General features: G+C 39.0%; 19 protein-coding genes. 11 read left to right on the top strand and 8 right to left on the bottom strand.

Annotated features, from left to right (window positions below; translation table 11 throughout):
* Positions 1-64: 64 nt before the first annotated feature.
* From IQ236_RS09820 to IQ236_RS09800, 5 genes are all read right to left on the bottom strand, one after another.
* Positions 65-1,489 (bottom strand): ABC transporter substrate-binding protein, encoded by a 1,425-nt coding sequence (locus tag IQ236_RS09820; protein WP_193869095.1) that lies wholly within the window; start codon positions 1,487-1,489, stop codon positions 65-67.
* Positions 1,490-1,581: 92 nt separating this feature from the next.
* Complete coding sequence (locus IQ236_RS09815; protein ID WP_193869094.1) at positions 1,582-2,646, bottom strand: PstS family phosphate ABC transporter substrate-binding protein; 1,065 nt, start codon at positions 2,644-2,646, stop codon at positions 1,582-1,584.
* A 207-nt stretch (positions 2,647-2,853) separates the two neighbouring features.
* Positions 2,854-4,245 carry a serine/threonine-protein kinase gene (locus IQ236_RS09810; protein WP_193869093.1) on the bottom strand — a complete coding sequence of 464 codons (1,392 nt, stop codon included), beginning with the start codon at positions 4,243-4,245 and terminating at the stop codon, positions 2,854-2,856.
* Positions 4,246-4,367: 122 nt separating this feature from the next.
* Positions 4,368-5,402: a LysR family transcriptional regulator gene (locus IQ236_RS09805; protein WP_190519591.1), complete on the bottom strand. Its 1,035-nt coding sequence runs from the start codon at positions 5,400-5,402 to the stop codon at positions 4,368-4,370.
* 96 nt (positions 5,403-5,498) lie between these two features.
* Entirely contained in the window at positions 5,499-6,488 is a 990-nt protein-coding gene (locus IQ236_RS09800) for a LysR family transcriptional regulator (RefSeq protein WP_193869092.1), read from the bottom strand.
* A 131-nt stretch (positions 6,489-6,619) separates the two neighbouring features.
* Between IQ236_RS09800 and IQ236_RS09795 the strand changes: the two genes are divergently transcribed.
* The 4 genes from IQ236_RS09795 (at position 6,620) to IQ236_RS09780 (ending at position 12,088) form a co-directional block, all read left to right on the top strand.
* Positions 6,620-7,333 (top strand): NnrU family protein, encoded by a 714-nt coding sequence (locus tag IQ236_RS09795; RefSeq protein WP_190519587.1) that lies wholly within the window; start codon positions 6,620-6,622, stop codon positions 7,331-7,333.
* 48 nt (positions 7,334-7,381) lie between these two features.
* Positions 7,382-7,759: a thioredoxin family protein gene (locus tag IQ236_RS09790; RefSeq protein ID WP_190519585.1), complete on the top strand. Its 378-nt coding sequence runs from the start codon at positions 7,382-7,384 to the stop codon at positions 7,757-7,759.
* A 330-nt stretch (positions 7,760-8,089) separates the two neighbouring features.
* On the top strand, positions 8,090-10,144 hold the full coding sequence (locus tag IQ236_RS09785) for an NAD(P)H-quinone oxidoreductase subunit 5 (RefSeq protein ID WP_193869091.1): 2,055 nt from the start codon (positions 8,090-8,092) through the stop codon (positions 10,142-10,144).
* Positions 10,145-10,501: 357 nt separating this feature from the next.
* Positions 10,502-12,088 (top strand): NAD(P)H-quinone oxidoreductase subunit 4, encoded by a 1,587-nt coding sequence (locus IQ236_RS09780; protein ID WP_193869090.1) that lies wholly within the window; start codon positions 10,502-10,504, stop codon positions 12,086-12,088.
* Positions 12,089-12,159: 71 nt separating this feature from the next.
* Here the strand turns inward: IQ236_RS09780 and IQ236_RS09775 are convergent, their stop codons facing one another.
* Both IQ236_RS09775 and IQ236_RS09770 read right to left on the bottom strand, forming a co-directional pair.
* Positions 12,160-12,606 (bottom strand): PIN domain-containing protein, encoded by a 447-nt coding sequence (locus IQ236_RS09775; protein WP_228041520.1) that lies wholly within the window; start codon positions 12,604-12,606, stop codon positions 12,160-12,162.
* Positions 12,607-12,696: 90 nt separating this feature from the next.
* A complete protein-coding gene (locus tag IQ236_RS09770) occupies positions 12,697-13,071 on the bottom strand; it encodes a hypothetical protein (protein WP_193869089.1) in 375 nt (124 codons plus the stop codon).
* Positions 13,072-13,145: 74 nt separating this feature from the next.
* Between IQ236_RS09770 and IQ236_RS09765 the strand changes: the two genes are divergently transcribed.
* The 7 genes from IQ236_RS09765 (at position 13,146) to IQ236_RS09735 (ending at position 16,590) form a co-directional block, all read left to right on the top strand.
* A complete protein-coding gene (locus IQ236_RS09765) occupies positions 13,146-13,340 on the top strand; it encodes a DUF433 domain-containing protein (protein ID WP_193869088.1) in 195 nt (64 codons plus the stop codon).
* 136 nt (positions 13,341-13,476) lie between these two features.
* On the top strand, positions 13,477-14,136 hold the full coding sequence (locus tag IQ236_RS09760; RefSeq protein ID WP_193869087.1) for a ParA family protein: 660 nt from the start codon (positions 13,477-13,479) through the stop codon (positions 14,134-14,136).
* Positions 14,137-14,151: 15 nt separating this feature from the next.
* The gene (locus IQ236_RS09755) at positions 14,152-14,664 is read left to right on the top strand and encodes a hypothetical protein (RefSeq protein ID WP_193869086.1); all 513 of its coding nucleotides are present in this window, start codon (positions 14,152-14,154) and stop codon (positions 14,662-14,664) included.
* Positions 14,664-15,146, top strand: coding sequence for a restriction endonuclease (locus tag IQ236_RS09750; RefSeq protein WP_193869085.1), 483 nt, complete (start codon positions 14,664-14,666; stop codon positions 15,144-15,146). Before IQ236_RS09755 ends, IQ236_RS09750 begins: the two co-directional genes overlap by 1 nt.
* A gap of 63 nt (positions 15,147-15,209) precedes the next feature.
* Positions 15,210-15,680, top strand: coding sequence for a DUF29 domain-containing protein (locus IQ236_RS09745; protein WP_193869084.1), 471 nt, complete (start codon positions 15,210-15,212; stop codon positions 15,678-15,680).
* Between the two features lie 92 nt (positions 15,681-15,772).
* Positions 15,773-16,120: a DUF433 domain-containing protein gene (locus IQ236_RS09740; protein ID WP_193869083.1), complete on the top strand. Its 348-nt coding sequence runs from the start codon at positions 15,773-15,775 to the stop codon at positions 16,118-16,120.
* Between the two features lie 86 nt (positions 16,121-16,206).
* Complete coding sequence (locus IQ236_RS09735) at positions 16,207-16,590, top strand: HPF/RaiA family ribosome-associated protein (RefSeq protein WP_193869082.1); 384 nt, start codon at positions 16,207-16,209, stop codon at positions 16,588-16,590.
* 107 nt (positions 16,591-16,697) lie between these two features.
* Here IQ236_RS09735 and IQ236_RS09730 read toward each other — a convergent pair whose 3' ends face one another.
* On the bottom strand, positions 16,698-17,774 hold the full coding sequence (locus IQ236_RS09730) for a ligand-gated ion channel (protein ID WP_193869081.1): 1,077 nt from the start codon (positions 17,772-17,774) through the stop codon (positions 16,698-16,700).
* Positions 17,775-18,118 lie beyond the last annotated feature (344 nt).

Below are 18,118 nucleotides of genomic sequence, written 5' to 3'. Positions count from 1 at the left end.
TCATCATAAGCCTAATCCTACTCATCTTTACCTATTGCCTATTATCCATTGCTTCGGGATCATATTAACGAACGGGAATAAAATCATAACCAAATCCTGAACGATTTCCGGGTTCAACCTTGACTAATTGTAAGGGTTGATTGCGATCGCCAGATGGTAAAAAACGAATCACTCCCGTTGCTCCTTCTGGTGTAAAATCTGAGGCAGAAAGGGCTTCTTGAACCCCGGTTCTAGTCGGATTTTTACTAATCGCAGTGATTAAAGCTTTTGTCGCATCATAAGCTGTTGCAGTGCGCCAGTTAACATCTCCTCCCCAGAGTTGATTTGCGGCTTGAGCAAACTCAGAATTAGGGTTAGCTAAAATATGCCAAGGAATAGCAATCACCATCCCCATTGTATCACTTCCTACCTTCAAAGTTTCCGGTCGATATAAACTATCTCCCCCTAATAAAGGTAACTGTTTGCGATTAGTTCGTACCACTTGTAACGCTTGTTCAATGGTTGAAGAGTCAGGGGTTAAAACAATAGCTTCTGCTCCTTGTTGACGAGCTTGTTCTAAGGCTTGAGTTGGATTAAAGTTGGGTTGAGCAATATCAAAAACCGTGACAACTTCTCCCCCATCTCCACTGAATGCGGTTGTAAATTCTGTTTGTAAAGAACTACTATAATCATTGGCACTATTAAAAAAGAGAACTGCTTTTTTTAAGTTTAATGTATTTAACAGATATCGGGCTAAGGTACTTCCTGCAAAGCGATCGCTGGGAACAGTTCTAAAAATAAAGTCTCCTGCATTAGAAATGGCTGTGGAGGTACTGGTGGGAGAAATCATGACTAATTTTCCCGCTTCATAAATGGGTGCTGCTGCTAAAGTTGTATTACTGCCAAAATGACCAATTACCCCTAAAACTTCAGAATTATTAACTAATTTTTTAGCAATTTCTTGAGCGAGTTCAGGACTATTATCATCATTAACAATAATCACATTTAATAATTTTCCCCCTAACCCCCCTCCCTGATTAACTTCTGTTTGAGCTTGAGCAACGCCTCTTAAAATTTCTTGGGCGGTATTGACTGAAGTGCCAATGGGAATCGAGACGGCAATGGTAGAATAGGATTGATTATTTTGGAGAAGTTGAGCATTATTTCTATAAATTAACGCTTCAGGATCATTTTTATTTTGTTGTAAAGCTGCATTAAATTGTTGAACAGCATTCTGATATTGACCCGCAGCTAAAGCAGCTACACCGCCTTGTTTTAGAGCTAAATCTCCTGATGGAATTAAAACTTTTTCTCCTTGACTGATGCGAGTTTCAATCGTTTGATTAGAAGAAGAGGTTGAGGCAGAGTTTCCAGAGGGGGATGGAAGGGAATTTTGATTGAATAGGGAAGAAGAAGAAGGCTTAAAAAATAAAAAATAACCGCCGCCTAATAATGCTCCTGTAATTATAAGGGCTAAGATAAAGATTAGAGATTCATTTTTTTGAGACATGGGATTTTAAAGGGTATAATTTTTTTTTAAATTAAAGCTTATCCTCTATTTTAACAGCTTTAGGAATTTTTAACCCCTACAGAAAGCTCGGCTTAATAGATTTTAATAAATCCCAATTCTTCGATTAAATCTTGACCTTGAGAGGTTAATAAAAGTTGACTGTAGGCTTCTCCGGCTTGTTGATCTATAGGGTTATTCTGTTTAACAATAATAAATAAACGTCGGGTTAGAGGATAGTCTCCTGTTCTAAAGACCGCAGGATTAATTTGATTACGTTGTTGAGGACAAGCTTCAGGAGGAATTAACGGGTGTTGATACGGTTGAACTAAAGTATCGGGTGTTAAACCAATAGCGATAGGTTTAATAGTACATTGTGCGACCACTTCCGGCGCAGACGCATAATAAATTCCCCCCGGATGATTAGCAATTGCTCTTAAGGCTTCTGTGGTCGTCGGAATCAATTTTACAGCATTTCCTAATTTTTCTCCTCCTAATACATTTGCTATAAAAAATTCTGTTGTTCCCCCAGATTCTTGAGGGCGAGAATAAGCAAAAATCGGAATATTTTCGCCTCCGAGTTGATTCCAATTATCAACTTGACCTGTATAAATTTGTTTTAATTGATTAATTGTTAACCCTGGAATCTTTAAATTAGGATTAACAGCGACTACAATTCCATCAATTGCAATCGGAATTTCTGTTAAATTTAATCCCCGTTGTCTAGCTTGTTGATATTCTAATTCTAGTAACGGGCGGGAAGATTCAGCAAAGGTAATTTGATTTTCAATTAATAATTTAATTCCACTCCCTGAACCGGGAGATTGACTAGGATCTTGGAAATATCTTAATTGAAATTGAGGAAAAACAGTTTGAATTTGTGAATTAATAACTTTACGCAGGGGTGCAAAGGTGGTACTTCCCCCGTAAGTAAAAAGTCCATTCGGAACATTAGGAACTTCTGCAAAGGTTTTAAAATGTGTTGCTGAAGATTGAATGGGTGTCGAGTTGGGGGTAGGAGAAGCAGAAGGAGAAGAATTAGAATTAAACAGGTTTGATAAACTCATATTGCGGCTAAACCACCACAGTCCCCCGGTTATTAATCCACCGCTAATCAGTAAGGCTAAGATTAAAGTTGTAGCATCATTTTTTTGAGCCATAAATTTAAGGGATTTCAGGTATTAAGGAAAATTTTAGCACTTTTGGAGAATTCTATAGCAATTCTAAATGAATTGTACACTCATAATGATATCAAGATTATTAACCCTAAAAAATGGGTACAAATTCCGTGTTTAGGGGCGAGGCGTGCCTCGCCCCTACGATTATTCATTTTTGTTTTATTTAGTCTAGTTTTTGTCATCCTAGGTTTATAAAATTCGTTTAAGAATCAGATAAACTAACCGAAATAAAGCCGTAACAGCCACAGCGAATATAGCTGTTATTAAAGGAACTATGGTTAAAATCACATAAAAATTGAGTTTTAATAAAATAAAATATAAAATTCCCACCGAAATAAAAGGGATAATAATAAAATCAATTCCTCTTTCAATCCAATGGTGATATTGAGCGAATATTAATCCACTCAAACCAACTAAAATTACAACTAATAGTAGAATAGGGTTAATATTAAAAACCTTAAACAAGGCAAATCCTAAGCAACTGAAAACCCCTAATTCAAACCCGGTAAACGCCGCACCTGATAGCAATTCTAAGGGAGAAGCAAAACGATTACTGACAGCAGGTTGTAGTTGGGTTGTGCCCGGAGAAACCGCAGGAGAGGGAACTGGGGAAGGTTGAGGAATCGCTAGAATAGAAGGGGGATTTAAAGCGCTTAAAACTTGGGGGGCGGAACCAAAGCGATCGCTCGGTGTCGGTAATAACATTTTATCTAAAATTGCAGCTAATTCATCGGAAACCGAAACAAATTGTTTCCACTTCCATTGATCACTATAACTATCAAATAACTCTTGGGGTTCTTTTCCGGTTAATAATACCAAACAAGTCGCCGCCAACGCATATAAATCCGTTGAAGGAAAGACCGTATATCCTCGCATTTGTTCAGGGGGAGCGAACCCTAATGAATAAATTCCCGTCGAGGTTCCCCCCGGACTTTGGGTAACTTGTTTCACCGCCCCAAAATCTAATAAATGCAAACGACCTTGGCGATCCCGCATAATATTAGACGGTTTAATATCTCGATGAATCACATCATGATCATGAACAAATTCCAGAATTTTGAGAATTTCTTCTAACACTTCTTGAACTTCTGCTTCTGAGAATTGACCTTTTGCAGCGAGTTCCGTTTCTAAGTTTTCGCCATTAATATATTCTTGAACAATATAAAAAAACTGTTGGGGTTTTGAAGAATGCCATCCGGGTGCTTCTAAGGGAAAATAAGCAAATAAATCGGGAATTTGGGGATGTTTATTACCCAACTGTTCTAACACATGAGCTTCTCGTTCAAAGAGCATTTGTGCGGTTGCTAATTGTTGAGGATTAAAATCCGAGGAAGGTTGAAATTGTTTAACAACACAATATTTAAGGGTGGGAGATCGACGATCTTTGGCTAGAAATGCCGTCCCAAATCCTCCTTTTCCTAATAATCTTTCTGGGAGATACCGACCATCTAAAATTAACGGCATTCCACAGGTTGTACAAAATTTTTGCTGCACCGTTTTGAGGGTCATTTGATCCTCTAAATCTGTAAAATTATTGCGATCAGCACCCAAACAACCGGGACGAGTACAGTAAAGTTTCATAGGATTCTGCTGAAATAGGGAACAGGAAATCGTTGTTACTTTTCCATTTTTTGATAAAAATAATGATCATTCAGGATGCTGTTTTAAAAGGAGATTTCGGAAAACCCTAGCAATTTTCAGAATTAAAGTTCTCGTTCCTGGGGATCGTTTAAATCAGAAGGGGGAATAAAGGTGTCAAACGCTGTCGATTTTTTAGCTGCATTTTGAGAAAACTCTTGAGTGTTTAACATCCAATCTTCGGGGGTAAATAACGGTAAAATATCCCGACTAAAGGCTTCAGCCGCTTTGGATTGATAACGATTAGGATTAACAATAACTGAAAGCATCCGTTTGACCACAACATCTTCAATTATAACTCGGTGTAAAACGTTCATTTGTAGTTCTTTTTCAATCGCTGAAGTCGAAACAAATGCAGCCCCTAATCCCGCTTGTACGGTATTTTTAATTGCTTCAATAGAATTTAACTCCATTTCCACTTTCAGACAACGGGGGTCAATTTCACATCGGGTTAAAACTTGATCAATGACTTTGCGGATGGTAGACTGAGAATCCAAAGCAATAAATTGCAGTTGATACAAATCTTCTTTTTGAATTGTATTTAATTGGGCGAAGGGATGGGACGGAGGAATAATTAAGGCTAATTCATCTTCAACATAAGGTTGAATGGTTAACGCATCTTGTAATTCTGGTGGAACTTCTCCGCCAATAATGGCTAAATCAATTTGTCCATTCGATACACTCCAAGCCGTTCTTCGAGTTGAATGAACGTGTAATTGTACCGCCACATCAGGATATTTTTCTCGGAATAATCCAATCATGCGCGGGAGTAAATAGGTTCCGGTGGTTTGGGATGCACCGACAATTAATGTTCCCCCTTGAAGGTTTTGTAAATCCTCAATGGCGCGACAGGTTTCCTGACATAAACTCAGAATTTTTTCGCCATAATTCAAAAGTAGATGTCCGGCTTCTGTTAATTTAGCTCTTCGTCCTCCCCGATCAAATAAGGGAACACTTAACTGTCGTTCTAAATTTTGCACTTGTAAACTAATGGCGGGTTGAGAAACATATAAACTATCAGCCGCTCGCTTAAAACTTCCCTCAGCCGCGATCGCTTTGAGAATGCGTAATTGATCTAAGGTAAAAGGAACATCTGTCATTGTTAAAAAGGGTAGAAAATTTAGGTTAAAATCCTGTAGAAAATTAAAGCATTAGCTCAGGATTAAATCTCACCAGTTAGAAAAAATGGGATAAAATTAATCCGATAAAGGCAATGCCGTATAGTCCAGAGGATGCTGGATATCAATAGAATGTTGGTTAAAGTTAGGGCTGGCAAATTTAGGTAAAATTTCATTGGTAAACGCTTCAGCCGCCTTTGAGCGATAGCGATTGGGATTATAAATCACAGATAAGGTTCGTTTAACAATGACTTGATCAATTTTAACGCTTTGGATCACTCCCATTTGCAATTCTTTTTCAATGGCAGAGATAGACACGAACGCGACCCCTAATCCCGACTGAACGGCATTTTTAATCGCTTCAATAGAACTCAGTTCCATTTCTAATTTAAGCTGGGTGGTATCAATTCCACACCGCGTTAAAACTTGATCAATGACTTTACGAATGGTGGATTGAGAATCCAAAGTAATGAATTTTAACTGATATAAATCCTCTTTGAGAATGGTTTCTTGTTGGGCAAATTCATGGGAAGTTGGAACAATCAACGCCAGTTCATCCTCAGCATAGGGAACAATTTCCAACGCCTGAGCCAGTTCTGGGGCAATTTCACCCCCCACAATTGCCAAATCAATTTGTCCATTCACCACACTCCAAGCGGTGCGTCGCGTGGAATGAACGTGTAACTGTACCGAAACATCGGGGTATTTTTCCCGAAATAAACCGATCATCCGGGGAAGCAAATAAGTTCCGGTGGTTTGAGACGCCCCAATGATCAACGTTCCGCCCCGCAGATTTTGTAAATCGTCAATGGCGCGACAGGTTTCTTGACAGAGGGACAAGACTTTTTCACCATAACTGAGGAGCAGATGACCTGCTTCGGTCAGTTGAGCGCGACGTCCTCCCCGATCAAATAAGGGTACATTTAACTGTCGTTCCAGATTTTGTACCTGGAGACTGACAGCCGGTTGGGAGACGTACAAGCTATCAGCAGCGCGTTTAAAGCTGCCTTCAGCCGCAATGGCTTTGAGAATGCGTAACTGATCTAAAGTGAATGGAAGGTCAGACATATTCCTCAACCTCGGTAAAATCAGGAAGCGTGATGGCTGTTAGGTTTGGGGATCAAGTTCTTTCAGCATACTCCGGGATGATCTGTATTGAAATTAACTTTATTATCTAACTAAATCGAGAAGAGGTAAAAATGTCCGAGAATTGGCTGACTCCGAGCCATTTTGTCATGGTTGGGTTACTGTTGGGATTTGCGATCGCCCATAGTGGGTTAGCAGCATTACGGCCTTGGGGAGAAGGGAAAATTGGCCCGCGATTCTATCGAATTTTATTTGCGTTGGTGAGTATTCCCTTCGCCACCATTTTGATTATCTACTTTTTTAATCACCGTTACGATGGATTACAGTTGTGGTCTGTGCAGGATGTTCCCGTTGTTAAACCCATTGTTTGGGTGTTATCGGCGATTTCCTTTATTTTTCTCTATCCAGCCACCTTTAATTTGTTAGAAATTGCCGCCATTGCGAAACCGGAAGTTCATCTGTATGAAACGGGAATTATCAGGATTACCAGACATCCGCAAATGGTGGGTCAAGTGATTTGGTGTATCGGTCATACCCTGTGGATGGGAACCAGTTTCACTTTGTTAACCTCCCTAGGGTTAGTTTTACATCATTTATTTGCAGTTTGGCATGGCGATCGCCGTTTGTTCGCTCGTTATGGACAATCCTTTGAAACCGTGAAATCTCGGACTTCTATCATTCCCTTCTTAGCTATTGTCCAAGGTCGTCAAACCTTTGAATGGAAGGAGTTTTTTCGCTGGGCTTATTTAGGAGTTGGTCTTTTTATCCTCTTACTCTGGCAAGCTCATCCACTATTAATTCGTGCCACAGGTAACGTAGACTGGTAGCATGATCCCAGGGATATAAAAACATTCATTAATAAAATTCGAGGGATCATGCTATTGTCGGTCAGTGAGCAGATGTTTACGCAAGAAGTTCTCGAAGCTTCTACTCCCGTGCTTGTGCATTTTTGGGCGCCTTGGTGTGGACTGTGTAAGCTGATTATGCCTCAACTGCGTCAATTCCAAGAGGACTGGCGGGGCAAAGTCAAGCTGGTTGCTGTTAATGCAGATCAAAGTTTAAAATTAGCCACCACCTATCGCCTACAAACGTTGCCAACTTTGATTGTTTTTGATCGAGGCCAAGTGTTATATCGACTCGACCATTTCCAAGGACGAGAAGATTTACGTCGTAGTCTGGATACATTCATGGTGAGTTATCAAAATTGTCAACAAACTCGCCAAACCCAAGAAGTTTTACCCTTGGAAGCTTGAATCAGTTATCAGTTGTCAGTTATCAGTTATCAGTTATCAGTTATCAGTTATCAGTTATCAGTTATCAGTTATCAGTTATCAGTTATCAGTTATCAGTTATCAGTTATCAGTTATCAGTTATCAGTTATCAGTTATCAGTTATTAAGGCAATACCTAACTTTCAACTCCTGTAAACCCTAGTCTATTGTTTGGTGAAGTCTGCCCTACACATCCTGAGTTAAGACTTCCTCAGAAAGATTTCAGGAATTTTTACCCATAAGGTTCATACTCTATGTCAAAATTATCAACAGTTTTGGCAAGTTCATTAAGAACTATAAAGTTGACATTGTTATGGAACCTCTCTATCAATATGCCTGGTTAATTCCCGTGTTGCCCCTATTAGGTGCAGCGCTGGTTGGAATTGGGCTAATTTCCTTCAACACCGCCACTAACAATTTGAGACAAGTTTGTTCAACCTTTCTCGTCTCGCTGTTAGGCGCATCAACGGTACTCGCTTTCGCCCTACTGTGGAGTCAACTCCAAGGTCACGCGCCCTACACTCATATCATTGAGTGGGCAGCAGCAGGGGACTTTAGACTGACGATGGGTTATACCATTGACCATCTAGCGGCGGTAATGCTGGCGATTGTAACGACGGTAGCATTTCTCGTCATGATCTATACCGATGGTTACATGGCCCATGACCCCGGTTATGTACGATTTTATGCCTATCTGAGTTTATTTAGTTCTTCCATGTTGGGGCTAGTGATTTGCCCGAACTTAATTCAGGTTTATATTTTCTGGGAACTGGTGGGAATGTGTTCCTACCTGTTAATTGGGTTCTGGTATGACCGCAAACCTGCCGCCGATGCTTGTCAAAAGGCATTTGTCGTTAACCGGGTTGGGGACTTCGGCTTACTCTTAGGAATGTTAGGAATTTATTGGGCCACCAATACCTTTGATTTTGGCTTGATGGGAGAACGTCTCGAACACGCGGTAGAAACGGGTTCCCTCAGTATGGGTTTAGCTACATTTTTAGGGGTGTTAGTGTTCCTCGGCCCCGTTGCTAAGTCCGCCCAATTTCCCCTACACGTTTGGCTTCCCGATGCGATGGAAGGCCCAACCCCGATTTCGGCATTAATTCACGCCGCCACGATGGTGGCGGCTGGGGTGTTTTTAGTCGCCCGGATGTATCCTGTCTTTGAAGGATTTCCGACGGTGATGAATATCATCGCCTTTACGGGTTGCTTTACGGCCTTTTTGGGCGCCACCATTGCTTTAACCCAAAATGATATTAAGAAAGGGTTAGCGTATTCCACCATTTCCCAACTCGGTTACATGGTGATGGCGATGGGAGTAGGAGCTTACAGTGCTGGACTCTTCCACCTGATGACCCACGCTTATTTTAAAGCCATGTTATTCCTGTGTTCCGGTTCAGTCATTCACGGCATGGAGGCCGTTGTTGGACATGACCCGATTCTGGCCCAAGATATGCGTTTGATGGGCGGGTTACGCAAATATATGCCCGTTACCTCCGCCTGTTTCCTGATCGGAACTTTAGCGATATGCGGGATTCCCCCCTTTGCGGGTTTTTGGTCTAAGGATGAAATTCTCAGTAATGCCTTTGCCGCGAACCCGATGTTGTGGTTAGTGGGTTGGTTAACGGCTGGGATGACCGCCTTCTATATGTTCCGAATGTATTTCATGACCTTTGAAGGCAAATTCCGAGGCAATGATAACACGATTCAAAACAGTTTGTTAGCGGAAGCCAACGGCCCCCAATTTGCCTTTGGCCCTGGGGCAATGAACCCGGACGAGTTAGCCCACAGCACCGATCACGGCCATAGCCATGAACCCCATGAGTCCCCCATTACCATGACCTTACCGTTAATGTTGTTAGCGGTTCCTTCTGTATTAATTGGGTTGGTGGGAACGCCCTTTAATAATATTTTTGAGATGTTTGTTCATGCTCCTGGGGAAAGTCTTAAACAAGTTCAGGAACATTTAGCTGAATTTGACTTAACGGAATTTTTGATTATGGCCGGAAGTTCCGTGGGAATTGCCTTAGTGGGGATTACGATTGCCTATTTAATGTATTTGGCAGGTAAAATTGATCCGGCTGCGATCGCCAAACAATATCAATCCCTCTACAATTTCTCCAAAAATAAATGGTATCTCGACGATATTAACGAGGTGCTATTCGTTCAAGGTAGCCGTCGGTTAGCCCGACAAGTGATGGAAGTAGACTATCGCGTTGTGGATGGGGCCGTTAACCTGACGGGGTTAGTCACTCTAGTTACGGGAGAAGGCTTAAAATACCTGGAAAACGGTCGAGCCCAATTCTACGCTCTGATTGTCTTCGTCGCCGTCCTCGGCTTTGTTGTGTTCTCAGGAATTACCGGATAAATCGTCGTAGGGGTGGGGTTGTCCCGCCCGTACCTGTCAACCGTCAACTCACACCTGAAATTAAGAAAGGTTTAATTTCTGTTCTAAATATTGATTCTTGTTTAACAATAGAAATCATAAATTTAGAAAGGAAAAAATTGAATCTTTCTCTCAACTTTACTTGATTAGAGGGAAGGTTAATTCAAAAGTTTTCCAGTTTTGGAACAACTAAGATTGATCTTCCCTTTAATGCTCTAAATTCTGAATTCTACAAATAAGGACTTCATTTACAGCATAAAACCGCACAAATTTCTATTAAGAATTAAGACAAATTCGACTTAATTCTTAATTCAAAGTTCTTCATTCATAACTTGATCTATGGAACATTTTCCTTGGTTAACAACCATCATCTTATTCCCCATTGTAGCCTCGTTATTTCTCCCGATTATTCCCGATAAAGACGGAAAAACCGTGAGATGGTACGCTTTAATTGTGGGGTTGATCGATTTTGCCATGATCGTTTATGCCTTTAATACGGGATACGATCTTCATACTTCAGGTTTGCAACTGGCTGAAAAATATGCTTGGGTTCCCCAAATTGACTTAAATTGGTCTGTGGGGGCAGATGGTTTATCCATGCCCTTAATAATTTTAACCGGATTTATCACCACTTTAGCCATTTTAGCGGCTTGGCCTGTCACCTTCAAACCCAAATTATTCTATTTCTTGATGTTGGCAATGTATGGCGGACAAATTGCCGTTTTTGCCGTTCAAGATATGTTGCTTTTCTTCTTAGTTTGGGAATTAGAATTAGTTCCGGTTTATCTCATTTTATCCATTTGGGGCGGGAAAAAACGTCTCTACGCCGCCACCAAATTTATTCTCTATACAGCAGGAGGTTCCCTATTTATTTTAGTCGGTTCTCTAGCGATGGCATTCTATGGAGATACCGTTACCTTTGATATGCAGGCGATCGCGGCTAAACATTATCCCCTGAATTTACAACTGTTATTATATGGTGGGTTCCTGATAGCTTATGGCGTAAAATTACCAATTTTTCCCCTCCATACTTGGCTCCCCGATGCTCACGGAGAAGCCACCGCCCCCGCCCATATGTTACTCGCAGGAATTCTATTAAAAATGGGGGGGTATGGGTTATTAAGAATGAATGCGGAAATGTTACCCGATGCTCATGCAACTTTCGCCCCAATTTTAGTTATCTTGGGTGTGGTTAATATTGTGTATGCGGCGTTAACATCTTTTGCTCAACGAAACCTGAAACGGAAAATCGCTTATTCGTCAATTTCCCACATGGGGTTTGTATTAATTGGGATAGCCTCTTTTACCGATATTGGGGTAAGTGGGGCGATGTTACAAATGGTATCTCACGGGTTAATTGGAGCAAGTTTATTCTTCCTGGTAGGCTGTACTTACGACCGCACCCATACCTTAATGTTGGATGAAATGGGCGGCGTTGGCGTCAAGATGAAGAAGGTTTTCGCCATGTGGACAGCGTGCAGTATGGCATCCTTAGCCTTACCGGGGATGAGTGGATTTGTTGCCGAATTAATGGTGTTTATCGGGTTTGCAACCAGCGATGCTTATAACTCCACTTTTAAAGTTATCGTGATTTTATTAGCAGCCGTTGGGGTAATTTTAACGCCCATTTATCTGCTGTCAATGTTGCGTGAAATTCTCTACGGCCCCGAAAATAAAGAGTTAGTAGAACATGAAGAACTGGTGGATGCAGAACCCCGTGAAGTGTTCATTATTGCCAGTTTATTAGTGCCCATTATTGGCATTGGGTTATATCCGAAAATATTAACCCAAATCTATGATTCCACTACCACACAGTTAACGGCTTTATTGCGTCATTCTGTCCCAACTTTAGCGCAAAAAGCCCCAGAAGTTAAACCGAATAAATGGAAATTCTTCTCTTTGAGTGCGCCTAAAATTGGCAAGTAGTTAGTCATCAAATATTGATTTCATAAACCTGATTTCTTCAAGAAATCGGGTTTATTTTTATTGATTATTATTTACGCATTTATAACTTGAGTCCGTAATTGAGTAAGTAATGTTTCTGTTGTCCACGTTGGACAACCACAACCTAAAAAATCACAATCTTGCGTCCAAATTGGTACGTTCATTACTAATGCTAAAGCAACCGTTGACCAATCCTTGGGATCTCTAGGAATACGATTTCTGGCTTCTGTTTCCCGGTAAATATAAACTGATTCTTCAATAATATTAATTTTAGTATTAATCAAATTTTGTGCAGCTTGTAGTAACTTTTCGCCTAGTTCTTCAGATGCACCGTTTTTATTAATAATAGCATTAATCCGTTTCCTTAATTCATGAGAAGTTTCTGATAGAACAGATTCGGTCACATATAAAATTAAATCAGGATTTTGGATCAACTCCTTCCCTCTTTGTCTTAATAGCTCAGAAACTAAAATATTAGCATCAACAACTAACTGCATCATTTTCAGTAGGTAGTCATAAATAAACGGTAAAACTGAAAAAGTGAATTCCTTACACACAGAGACTTACAGCGTTTGGGATTTTACGCTTAATTACGCCCACTTACTTAAGGGTTGACTTAAATCTAAAGCTTCAGCTAATTCTTCCTCTGTTATGTCTGTTTCCTCTAAAAATTGTTTAACGGCTTGGTTCAAGTCATCTAGTGCTTGTTCAACTTGCTGTTGAGATGGTTTTTTAAGGGTGACTTTAAGTTTTAATGATGTTTCAGTTTCTCGGTGAAAATTTGAAAGATCTGCTGCTTGAAGCAGATTTTCAAGGACAACATCTTCGACCACTTCAGCAATTAAATTAGAAATCATTGCTTGATCTTCTTGAATAAGTTCTCGAATCGCCTGTTTTAGAGCTTCTCGAATCACCTGTTTTAGAGCTCCTTTGAGCTTATTATCATCTAGGATAATGGAAGTCATAGCCAGTTGAGAGGATAAAGTTAGTTTAATTATAAGCGATGCTTAAAGAATTAATCTAATTTAAGGCTAAAATCATGCCTGAGAATTCATCGATAATTAGTATATCTACTGAAATCATGGGGGGAACTCCAGTATTTCTAGGGACAAGAGTTCCCATACAAACACTATTTGACTATTTAGAGGCGGGAGAGTCTATTGATGATTTTTTAGAGGGATTTCCAACTGTTAGTAGAGAACAAATTATTGCCTTGGTCAAGCTACGGTTGTAAGTTAATAGATAGCGATCGCCCTGCATCTCAACAAAAACAGTTAAACTATAAAATAAATCTCTATCTAAACGATTAATATCATTTGATGTTATACTGAACGAGATAGTATGTTTACTAAAAACGTAGTAATACTGTAATGAAAGTCATTCTCTGTACACATAATAGTGGTGGTGTGGGTAAAACGACCTTAGCTGTTCATTTAGCAGGAGTTCTTTCTAAGAAAGGAGATGTTTTACTAATAGATTGCGATGATCAAGCAGATTCTTGGAAATTTTATGTAGGTGCAGAACCTAATGAAGAACTTGACTTTAATTCAGTAGATACAAGACCAGGGATATCAGTTATGACAAACCCTAATCGAAAATCTATTAAAAGGCTTGTTAAACCACAACAATATGATTATGTTGTTCTTGATATGGATACACCTTTAGCTAATATTGTTCAAGTTATTTTAGGAAGTGATCCTCATGTTATATTCGTTCCAATCAGTTCATCCTCAAGGTATAAAGCAGGCTTTAATAATCTTCAACCCACTTTAAATGTTATTTCTAAGATTGAAGCAAAAGCCAGTTTTCCACCGGAAGTTTTTGTTGTACCTTTAGGAATTAATGCTGATGAAGTACAAGAACAAGTTAATAGTATAGAAGATAAGCCTAGCCAATGCAGTGTTGCTTCAGAGATGATTAACGTTCAAGATCCGATGCAAAAAGCTGTATATTTTACCAGAAAATATATTTGGGAATATCCAGAATACCAAGAGCTAGAAAACTATTTTGAAGACTTAATTACTATTTAGAAAAGAGGTAAGACAATGAATTCAGAAAATTTGAAATCCTTTGTTAACCAAGATTTATCAGAAAAAAAAGTGTCAAAAACCAAGAGCGAAAGCAAAAAAGTAGACGCAGCTATTAGTCAAGGAAAACAACTCAACGAATTAGAACAAGATAATGATATCAACAAATTTACCATTAAAATATGCAATACAGATAATCAAAAGTTGATGGAATTAACATCAGCGTTGAGAATTAATCGTGAACTTATGATAGAATCAGCAATGAATTTTGTTTATTATTCTATTGATAGATTAAAAATAGATCGTGATCAACTTATTAAACAAATGGGTAAATTAGGAGAGAGTTATGATTCAGATAATTCAATTCCATATACTCTCAATTTATCTCAAGTAATAATACAAAATATAAAAAAAATTGGAATGGAAGGAAGGGTTAATGATTGTGCAATTTTAGGAATTCGTTTACTCTATCAAAATAACTGTATTGTAACAGAGTCGGGGAAAGCGAGTGAAAGTTCAAAGGAGAAATAATGAGCAATTATAAAGTTATAAATGCTGGAGTTCAGGGTATTATTTCTAGTGATACGGCTACAAAAGGAGAATTAGGTCGTCGTTTTGCGTATTGTTTAGGGTTAAATCCTGGCCCTCCTGGGCCTGATGGTGGCGTTGATGGAGAAGGTTATATTAATGGGTTAAAAATTTATTTTCAATCAAAGTTAGAAAACAAAAATTTAGGAGCAGAAAAAGCAGACGTTTTACATTCTTGTCTAATACGAGGTAGTTATGATATTGGTGTAATGTTAGCTGGAGTGGGTTATACATCACCAACAAGATCCAATCCTAAAGCGGGTTTTAAAAATCGTCTTCTTGAGTTTCCTGATATTGAACGTTTCACAATTCATCTACTAACATTACGAGATATATTTGAAGAAAACCAAACCTTTAAAGATGCTGTTAATGACTTACCTCCTTTGCGTGAACTCAATCGGGAAGCATGGAATATCATGCAATAATAGATCACATAAAAGTATCATTTTATTACTGTTTTTAGCTTAAATTTAGCAAAAAATATTATTATGAATTCTCAACTCTATCAACCCAATCTAAATCAATTAACGCTTTATGACCAAGATTATTATTTATGGATTGAGAAAACCGTAGAACAATTACGCCAAAACCAATTTCAAGAAATTGATATCGAAAACTTAATTGAAGAGTTAGAAACGATGGGAAGGAGTGAAAAACGAGCAGTTCAAAGTAATTTAACGGTTTTGTTAATGCACTTACTTAAATATAAATATCAACCCAATAAACGATCTCGAAGTTGGAGGAGTACAATTGTTGAACATCGACGACGGTTATTGATTTTGTATAAAGATAGCCCCAGTTTAAGGGGATATGGTCAAGAAATTTTTGTAGAATGTTATCAAGATGCGCGTCAGGATGCAGCAACGGAAACTCAATTAAAAATTAGTGTTTTTCCTGATGAATGTCCGTTTAATTTAGAAACAGTTTTGAAGGTTGATTATTTAGCTGATGAAGACTAAGCGATCGCATTTTAACTCAACGGATTTAGAAATAGGACAGATAACAGGATAAAAATGATAAAATATCCTTAACTGTGCTGTATTATATTAATATGACATTAACGGAATTCCAAACTCAACTTTTGTCTCTGACTCTAATTGAAAAAGCGGAAGTCATTCAAGCATTAACTCAGACTTTAAGTAATGGTTCACTGGGAATTACCAAAACTCCTGGGGTAATGGGTGGGGATGCTTGTATTGCTAATACTCGTCTTCCGGTTTGGCTATTTGTTAGTTTACGCCGTCAAGGTGCGACGGATGCAGAAATTTTGCAATTATATCCGCATCTAACGGCGGCTGATTTGTTGAATGTTTGGGTTTATGCAGAAGCGTATTCTGAAGAAATTGAACAAGCATTAAAAGAACAAGAAGAAGAAATAAAGTTGAGAATGCTTGGGTAAGGGTAAAGACAATTTCCAACTTCTGATAGAGGAATTAAGGGAAAATAAGCCTTTATATTGAATGGAAATTAATAGGAGAAATATCTATGAAAGTTCCTGTTGAAATTACTTATCGAGATGTGGAAAAGACCGATTATCTGGATGAGCTAATTAACAAAAAAGTGGCGAAGTTAGAGCGATATTGTAATTATATGAGTAGTTGCCGGGTTGTGGTTGAAAAAATCCATGATCGTCCAAAAAGTGGTTCTCCCTATCGAGTTCGTTTAGATATTACTGTACCCCCAGGACATGAGTTAGCGGCTTCTGAGAACCCTCAAGAAGGAGTTCAATATGAATCCCTAGAAGCTGTGATTCGAGATGCGTTTGAAGCCGCACGCCGTCAATTAGTGGAATTAGTTCAACGTCAACGGGATGAAGTCAAAACCCATACAACAGAGGAAATTGATTCTTATTCTGTACCCCAAATTTAGGGAATTTTACTAAGAATTGGGTTTTAAAATGCTTATAACAAAAAACCTGGTTTCTTTGCAGAATTGAATATTAAATAGAAACCAGGTTTTTCTGAATTTAATCTGATTTACAACAGTAAGATTAGTGTGACTCCTAAGACTAAAATTACTATATTTGTAGCTAAGAACAATTGATCAAGCTTTTTGACTCGGAGAATGGATTCAGGATGTTCGCTTTTTGCCCAATCTGCCGTAATAATGGTTTCTAAAATTCCTGCAATAATCAAAACGTAAACTAAAGCATAGATTTTATCTACTAAAACCAAATAGCCTACGTCGGGTAAAGCATCGGAATAGGATTGTTGTAGAAAAACAATCGTTAATAAAGCGGTAACGGGAAGAATAATCCGAGAATCAACATAGATAGGATAGAGTAATAAGGAACCCCAACTGGAGAATAAAACGACAAATAACGGAAGTAATAATTTCCAGGTAAAGAAACTTAAGGGACGGGAAATGTTCATTTCAAACCGCACGGTCGAATAAATCCAGTTATTTTTTCCTTCGTCTAAATCCCCAAAATTAGAGGGATATTGATGGAATAAGGTTTTAATCTCAGAATTTCTAATTTTCCAGCCGGGAACGGTTAAATCCGCAGCATAGCCGGATTCTTTTGTATCCGCTATATAGACTAATTCAGTTAACGGATAAACTGCATTTTCAATCGTAACTCCTAAACGTTGTTCATCCAGGGGATAGCGGGAAAATTCAAACGGTTCTCGAAACCGACTTTCGACCCGCATAATTTGATAGAAACTGCCATCTTTGAGTTTTTTCGGTTCTTCATAGGCGGGTTCGATAATTCTTCCCCAGTCTTCAACACCGTTCATAAATTCTAAATTAGTAACGGGGTCAATTTTGCCTTTCCAACGTAACCATAAATAGAAATCCAAGTAATAGGTATTACTGGACGCATTCAGTTCATAAATATTTTGAGCATAAACTCCAACGGTAACTTTTTGGGCTGTGGGGGGAATTTCAGTGAGCGGTTGATAAATCGGTGAATTTTTTTCAGGGGTTGGAGTGTGAAAACTGTTCCCAAACTGTAAACTTAAGATCAGGATCAAAATACCCAAGGCAGGGATCACAAATTTACGACTATTTTTTTTCAGGTTAATCCAATCGGATAATCGGGATAAGGACATGGGTAGATGTTGGCTGGTTTAAGCTAAGGGGTGAGTCAGGGTAGGGGGGTTAATCGCCCATCCAGCCATTGTTGGCTAAAGTTTCCCTAAACAAATGACTCGGCTGTTGAAAAATAGCTTACCGAAAATTCTGGGTTTAAAGCCTCTAAGTTCCACTTAGGCTTTTTATTGAGTATTGTGGTAGGATGATGTTGGTATGAAAAAACCCACCCAACTTTGCAGTCGATATACCACTGATAGCGGTGTGAAACCGAGCCTGAAGGAGACCGGGGAAGCAGATGTAAGGCAATGGAAATCCAACCTTGAATGCACTTTAAATCTCAATAAATTTTAGTCGCCGGAGG

Origin of the sequence: Planktothrix mougeotii LEGE 06226 (assembly GCF_015207485.1) — a bacterium.
In the GTDB taxonomy this organism is placed as follows: Bacteria; Cyanobacteriota; Cyanobacteriia; order Cyanobacteriales; family Microcoleaceae; genus Planktothrix.
The sequence above is the reverse complement of the archived record's forward strand: the minus strand, read 5'-3'. Positions and strand labels throughout refer to the sequence as shown.

Coding starts and splice junctions, on each gene's coding strand:
- IQ236_RS09820 (WP_193869095.1), bottom strand. CDS start 1,489: ATGTCTCAAAAAAATGAATCTCTAATCTTTATCTTAGCCCTTATAATT.
- IQ236_RS09815 (WP_193869094.1), bottom strand. CDS start 2,646: ATGGCTCAAAAAAATGATGCTACAACTTTAATCTTAGCCTTACTGATT.
- IQ236_RS09810 (WP_193869093.1), bottom strand. CDS start 4,245: ATGAAACTTTACTGTACTCGTCCCGGTTGTTTGGGTGCTGATCGCAAT.
- IQ236_RS09805 (WP_190519591.1), bottom strand. CDS start 5,402: ATGACAGATGTTCCTTTTACCTTAGATCAATTACGCATTCTCAAAGCG.
- IQ236_RS09800 (WP_193869092.1), bottom strand. CDS start 6,488: ATGTCTGACCTTCCATTCACTTTAGATCAGTTACGCATTCTCAAAGCC.
- IQ236_RS09795 (WP_190519587.1), top strand. CDS start 6,620: ATGTCCGAGAATTGGCTGACTCCGAGCCATTTTGTCATGGTTGGGTTA.
- IQ236_RS09790 (WP_190519585.1), top strand. CDS start 7,382: ATGCTATTGTCGGTCAGTGAGCAGATGTTTACGCAAGAAGTTCTCGAA.
- IQ236_RS09785 (WP_193869091.1), top strand. CDS start 8,090: ATGGAACCTCTCTATCAATATGCCTGGTTAATTCCCGTGTTGCCCCTA.
- IQ236_RS09780 (WP_193869090.1), top strand. CDS start 10,502: ATGGAACATTTTCCTTGGTTAACAACCATCATCTTATTCCCCATTGTA.
- IQ236_RS09775 (WP_228041520.1), bottom strand. CDS start 12,606: ATGATGCAGTTAGTTGTTGATGCTAATATTTTAGTTTCTGAGCTATTA.
- IQ236_RS09770 (WP_193869089.1), bottom strand. CDS start 13,071: ATGACTTCCATTATCCTAGATGATAATAAGCTCAAAGGAGCTCTAAAA.
- IQ236_RS09765 (WP_193869088.1), top strand. CDS start 13,146: ATGCCTGAGAATTCATCGATAATTAGTATATCTACTGAAATCATGGGG.
- IQ236_RS09760 (WP_193869087.1), top strand. CDS start 13,477: ATGAAAGTCATTCTCTGTACACATAATAGTGGTGGTGTGGGTAAAACG.
- IQ236_RS09755 (WP_193869086.1), top strand. CDS start 14,152: ATGAATTCAGAAAATTTGAAATCCTTTGTTAACCAAGATTTATCAGAA.
- IQ236_RS09750 (WP_193869085.1), top strand. CDS start 14,664: ATGAGCAATTATAAAGTTATAAATGCTGGAGTTCAGGGTATTATTTCT.
- IQ236_RS09745 (WP_193869084.1), top strand. CDS start 15,210: ATGAATTCTCAACTCTATCAACCCAATCTAAATCAATTAACGCTTTAT.
- IQ236_RS09740 (WP_193869083.1), top strand. CDS start 15,773: ATGACATTAACGGAATTCCAAACTCAACTTTTGTCTCTGACTCTAATT.
- IQ236_RS09735 (WP_193869082.1), top strand. CDS start 16,207: ATGAAAGTTCCTGTTGAAATTACTTATCGAGATGTGGAAAAGACCGAT.
- IQ236_RS09730 (WP_193869081.1), bottom strand. CDS start 17,774: ATGTCCTTATCCCGATTATCCGATTGGATTAACCTGAAAAAAAATAGT.